The sequence below is a fragment of the Candidatus Albibeggiatoa sp. nov. BB20 genome, assembly GCA_016744725.1.
Lineage (GTDB): Bacteria > Pseudomonadota > Gammaproteobacteria > Beggiatoales > Beggiatoaceae > Albibeggiatoa.
In genome coordinates, this window is sequence record JADGDW010000223.1 from 1 (window position 1) to 5,537 (window position 5,537).

The window sequence follows — 5,537 nt, forward strand, 5'->3', positions numbered from 1 at the left end:
GTGGAGATGTATATGGAAGAATAACACCAATCAAAGTACAAAGCTTTCCAGAGTCAAGTATGCCATAAAATACATTTGCATCAGGAACAGTCTTATTTTCACCAAAAGGGCGAATTTTCTTAATAATTGAATAAGAAAGGTTTACACCATCTTCTGGCGTATAAGTTATTTCACCATGACAGAAAATATCACCTAATTCATCATCACTATTTTTACTAATTGAAAACTTACCAGTCCAACGTTCGGTTGTTTCAAATAATTTCATTCTAAAATAACTCTTTTACTATGTTCATTTTTTAGTCTCCTAGTTTAGCATTTTTTCTCGGTCAGGAAATGAGGTGTGATTATAGAAAATTTCACGAATTCGAGTTTGTGCAGACATGGTTTCACTGGAGAGTAAAGAACATAAAGGATTGTTGATGGCTACTATAATGGATTGCAATATCAGACGTACCCATCGTTTACCTGCTTCAAACCGATACCCAAGAAAATCAAATCCTTGACCACGTTCTAAGCAGTTGCCCAGATGGGTTTTAACTCGTTACCAAATTCTATTTGGTAATGCCTGCCCCAAAAGCTCTGCTTTGCGAGCCATTATTTAACGAACCGCCTATTGTTCAAACTGGATAGTGGCATTTTTTATTGAATTGCAAATAACCTTTTATCTTTATTACCTCATTCCCATAAAGTTTGTGGGAACGCCTTCACGACGTGCCACATCGAGTAAATTGATGACGCAATGCATCTGGACTGCATTCCTACACACTGCGTAGGAATGAGACAAAAATTTCTCCTTCAGGGCAATATCATTAAAATTTAATTCTTTTAAAATCAAGTAATTAAAAAGCAGAAAGGGTATTTTTTCACAAGATTATAAAACCCCATATTTTTAACTTGTTGACTCTATAGTAAATTAAAAATCATGCTATATTTTAATGAGATTGCCCTAATTTCCCCTTCACTTCCCCTCAAGTTATTCCCCAATCTAAGTTATAATAGAATATTTTTCTAAATTAAGTGGCGACAATAATAAAATGGAAAAAACCTATAACCCGCAAGCGATTGAACAAAGCTGGTATCAAACGTGGGAGCAGAAAAACTACTTTGCCCCGTCTAATCAAAGTGATTCAAGCTATTGCATCATGATTCCTCCACCCAATGTGACGGGTACGTTGCACATGGGTCATGCGTTTCAAGACACGATTATGGATTTACTCACCCGCTACAATCGGATGCAAGGTCATAACACTTTATGGCAAGCAGGCAGCGATCATGCAGGGATTGCCACCCAAATGGTGGTGGAACGTCAATTAGCAGCGGCAGGTCAAACCCGTCATGATTTAGGGCGCGAAGCCTTTACCGAAAAAGTCTGGGATTGGAAAAAAGAATCGGGCGGCAAAATTACCCAACAATTACGGCGTATGGGTGCATCATTGGACTGGGAGCATGAGCGTTTTACCATGGATGAAGGTTTGTCCCATTCCGTGCGTGAAGTGTTTGTGCGCTTATATGATGAAGGTTTGATTTATCGCGGCAAGCGTTTGGTGAATTGGGACCCTGTTTTACATACGGCAGTGTCTGATTTAGAAGTGGTTTCAGAAGAAGAAAATGGCTCATTATGGCACTTACGTTACCCGTTAGATGATGGCAGCGGTGATATGGTGGTCGCTACAACTCGTCCAGAAACCATGCTGGGTGATACCGCCGTTGCAGTGCATCCTGAAGATGAGCGTTATCAAAAATATATCGGTAAATTTATCGAATTGCCGTTAACGTCGCGCAAAATCCCTGTGATTGCAGATGATTATGTCGATCCAGAATTCGGTTCAGGTTGTGTCAAAATTACTCCCGCGCATGACTTCAACGATTATGAAATGGGTAAACGTCACGATTTAGAAAAAATCAATATTCTGACTGAAGATGCCAAAATCAACGACAATGCACCATCTAAATACCGTGGCTTAGACCGTTACGATGCGAGAAAACAAGTGGTTGCTGATTTAGACGCATTGGGTTTATTGGTTAAAATTGATAAACATAAATTACAAGTCCCGCGGGGTGATCGTAGTGGCGCGGTGATTGAGCCATTTTTAACCGATCAATGGTATGTCAAAGTTGAGTCTTTAGCCAAACCTGCAATTGAAGCGGTTGAACAAGGTCGGATTAAATTTATTCCCGAAAACTGGAGTAAAACCTATTTTGAATGGATGCGTAATATTGAAGATTGGTGTATCAGTCGGCAAATTTGGTGGGGACATCGAATTCCCGCATGGTATGACGCGGATGGCAAGGAATATGTTGGTTATTCTGAAGCGCATATTCGCCAAAAATATCAATTAGACGATGCTTTAATATTACGTCAAGATGATGATGTTTTAGATACGTGGTTTTCCTCCGCATTATGGCCATTTTCAACGTTAGGCTGGCCAGATGATACCAAACGTTTACACAATTTTTATCCAACCAGTGTGCTAGTGACAGGGTTTGATATTATTTTCTTTTGGGTCGCACGAATGATTATGATGGGGATTAAGTTTATCGGCGACGTGCCATTTAAAGAGGTTTATATTCATGGACTTGTGCGTGATTCGGATGGGCAAAAAATGTCTAAATCCAAAGGCAACGTACTTGACCCAATTGATTTGATTGATGGTATTGAGCTGGAAGATTTAGTCGCAAAACGCACCACAGGTTTGATGCAACCCCAAATGGCCGCCAAGATTGAGAAGGTGACGCGCAAAGCCTATCCTGATGGCATACCCGCGTTTGGTACGGATGCCTTACGTTTCACCTTTGCTGCGTTGGCATCGACGGGGCGCGATATTCGGTTTGATTTAGGTCGGATTGAAGGTTATCGCAATTTCTGCAATAAATTATGGAATGCCACCCGTTATGTATTGATGAGTACCGAAGACCAAGATACAGGTTTAGGCTCTGAGCCAGTGGAATTATCGCTTGCTGACCGTTGGATTATTTCGCATTTACAAACCGTTGAACAAGAAGTAAATCAATATGTTAAAGCCTATCGCTTTGATTTAGCAGCACAAACATTATATGAATTCACGTGGAATGAGTATTGTGATTGGTATTTAGAGTTTTCAAAACCTGTGTTGCAAAAAGGCGCGAGTGAGGCAGCTCAGCGTGGTACACGTCGTACTTTGGTTCGTGTATTGGAAACCCTTTTGCGCTTGTTACATCCTTTTATTCCATTCATTACCGAAGAGTTATGGCAAAAAATTGCACCATTGGCAGGGGTTCAAGGTGACACGATTATGTTGCAACCGTATCCTGAATTTGATGCGGATAAAGTGGATACAGACGCGGTTCAAGATATTGAATGGGTGAAACAATTTATTTTAGGGATTCGGCGGATTCGTTCAGAAATGGATATTGCGCCGGGTAAACGGCTTGAAATTTTGGTACAAAACGGCAGTGCTGATGATAAAACCAAATTGGAAGCCCATCGGGTTTTATTGAACACTTTGGCGAAATTGGACACCATCAGCTGGTTAGAATCCGATGCTAATCCACCCGAATCTGCAACCGCATTAGTCGGTGAAATGAAGGTGTTGATTCCACTCGCAGGCTTAATTGACAAAGATGCAGAAATTCAGCGTTTAACCAAGGAAATGGATAAAATCCGCAAAGATTTAGATAAATGCCAAGCTAAGCTTAATAATCCTAAGTTTACTGCGCGTGCGCCTGAGGACATTGTCAATGTCGAAAAGCAACGGGTAGCCGATTTTAGCAGTGCATTACAGCAATTAGAAACCCAATTAGAGAAGATTAAGGGGATTTAACTCTCAATAATCAGTTTTTTGATTTGCGATTGAGGAGTTTATGTATTTTGCATGACTCCTTCGCAGTTTTGTTTAGGAGTATAAAATGCAAATTCTTACTGTATCAATTCAAACTGAAGAGATAAAAGACAAAATTGTTTGGTTTCTAAAGCATTTAGAGCAAGATGGTGTGGAGATTATTGAGCAAGAAGATATTGATGATTTGAAACTATTAATGACAACGAGAGGTGAAACAGCCATTCCTTTTTCAAGAATTTAAAGAAAATAAAAGGAAAATATTATGCAACCATTACCTAAAAGTGCTGAATTATTATCTGAAATACATAGCTGCTTAGATACTACGGAAGTAGATGAGTTTACAATTGCTCGTTTAACTCATGAGGCTGAAAAGCTTATGAAGGTTGATGCTGTCATGGCTTATGTAGCATTGGGCAGAATAGCAACTCTTAAGTCAGATATAAAAGGAATACATGAAAATTTTAAACAGGCTATAAAACTAGTAAAACAGGATGCTTTTATTGAGCAAGATTATGCTGCATCATTAGGTATGATGGGTTATCAAATTGAAAGTGGAAAAATATTAAAGTCATTATTTGATAGAAACCTATTAAATCTAAAGGAACTAGATGAAGCAATAGCATCTTGTTTTTATTGCAATTTATTCATTACAAGTTATGGAATATTAAAGCAATATAAGAAAAAAGCTGCTAGCAAGACTTTTTCTATTGATAATGAAATAATAATGCAAGATACCGTTTTATTTATGGAACAGCTAAATATTACAGAAGAAATGTTAGAACCTCTCTTTGCCACTCATTTTGATATTTTGAGAAAATATAAGGTAATACAAAGATTAGGCTTTTCCATGGGTAAACAAGTCTATATCAGCTTTGACCAAAATAGTAATGAATTTCGCTATGAAATCTATATAGATAAATCCATTGATGAAGTTTGTGAAATGGCTGATGAGTTGGCTGAGGCAGTTGCGGAATTAGATTTGCCTGCTGATGTTGTTTATCACTTTTCACCTTTGTACAGAGTATACGCAGGATAAGAAGCATGGATGCAATTGAATTTTTAAAATCTGCAACAGAAATATTAAAAAATAACAAAGAAGTAGACTATCGAAACGCAACCAGCAGAGCATACTATTGTGCTTATCACAAAGCTAAAAATTTAGTAGAAACTCAGTTTAAACAAGATAAAATTTCTAGTGGCGCATCACATGAAAAAATCATAAAAACCTTACAAGCTGAGAAAAATAAACAATTCAAATCAATAGGCAATAAACTAAATGATTTGAAAAGATTTAGGACTGATGCAGATTATAAACTTGATGAAACATTCTCAATCCAAGATGCAAAGTCAGTAGTACAAAGAGCAAGCAAATTAGTACAAGAAATCGAACAATTAAGTCAATAATCTTTTAAAGGATGTAGAGCAAAAGTTTTAAGCTATTAAATTCATATAGATTAAATAATAAATGTCTCAAATAATCGAGCCCTTGGCAAAAAATAGATTTAGCAGGTCGAGCAATGGTTCTCTAGTGACCTTGAGTTGAATCATAAGATGTTTATATTGACTTGGTATCTATCTCATACTCACTCAAATGCCTTTCTATTCAACATATCTTCGAGTCCAATTTCTCTTTCCCTCTAAAAAATTCCCAAAGCATTGATTTTAGATAAAATAACTTATAATCCGCTTTTCAAACTGGCTTCGATAAAAGCATCTAAA

The 5,537-nt window shown here is 37.6% G+C and carries 5 protein-coding genes; 4 read left to right on the plus strand and 1 reads right to left on the minus strand.

What is annotated here, in order from left to right; translation table 11 throughout:
- Positions 1-265 (minus strand): ApeA N-terminal domain 1-containing protein (locus ABXH34_RS17390; RefSeq protein ID WP_353573152.1); only part of this gene is annotated, 265 nt, incomplete at its 3' end.
- Positions 266-1,034: 769 nt separating this feature from the next.
- Here ABXH34_RS17390 and ABXH34_RS17395 point away from each other — a divergent pair.
- The 4 genes from ABXH34_RS17395 (at position 1,035) to ABXH34_RS17410 (ending at position 5,222) form a co-directional block, all read left to right on the plus strand.
- On the plus strand, positions 1,035-3,800 hold the full coding sequence (locus tag ABXH34_RS17395) for a valine--tRNA ligase (protein WP_353573153.1): 2,766 nt from the start codon (positions 1,035-1,037) through the stop codon (positions 3,798-3,800).
- An 85-nt stretch (positions 3,801-3,885) separates the two neighbouring features.
- Entirely contained in the window at positions 3,886-4,059 is a 174-nt protein-coding gene (locus tag ABXH34_RS17400; RefSeq protein ID WP_353573154.1) for a hypothetical protein, read from the plus strand.
- A 21-nt stretch (positions 4,060-4,080) separates the two neighbouring features.
- Positions 4,081-4,854 carry a hypothetical protein gene (locus tag ABXH34_RS17405; RefSeq protein WP_353573155.1) on the plus strand — a complete coding sequence of 258 codons (774 nt, stop codon included), beginning with the start codon at positions 4,081-4,083 and terminating at the stop codon, positions 4,852-4,854.
- A gap of 5 nt (positions 4,855-4,859) precedes the next feature.
- A complete protein-coding gene (locus ABXH34_RS17410) occupies positions 4,860-5,222 on the plus strand; it encodes a HEPN domain-containing protein (RefSeq protein WP_353573156.1) in 363 nt (120 codons plus the stop codon).
- Positions 5,223-5,537: the final 315 nt, after the last annotated feature.

Bases quoted from the DNA above. Each gene is read 5' to 3' on its own strand.
- ABXH34_RS17395 (WP_353573153.1), top strand. From the start codon at position 1,035: ATGGAAAAAACCTATAACCCGCAAGCGATTGAACAAAGCTGGTATCAA.
- ABXH34_RS17400 (WP_353573154.1), top strand. From the start codon at position 3,886: ATGCAAATTCTTACTGTATCAATTCAAACTGAAGAGATAAAAGACAAA.
- ABXH34_RS17405 (WP_353573155.1), top strand. From the start codon at position 4,081: ATGCAACCATTACCTAAAAGTGCTGAATTATTATCTGAAATACATAGC.
- ABXH34_RS17410 (WP_353573156.1), top strand. From the start codon at position 4,860: ATGGATGCAATTGAATTTTTAAAATCTGCAACAGAAATATTAAAAAAT.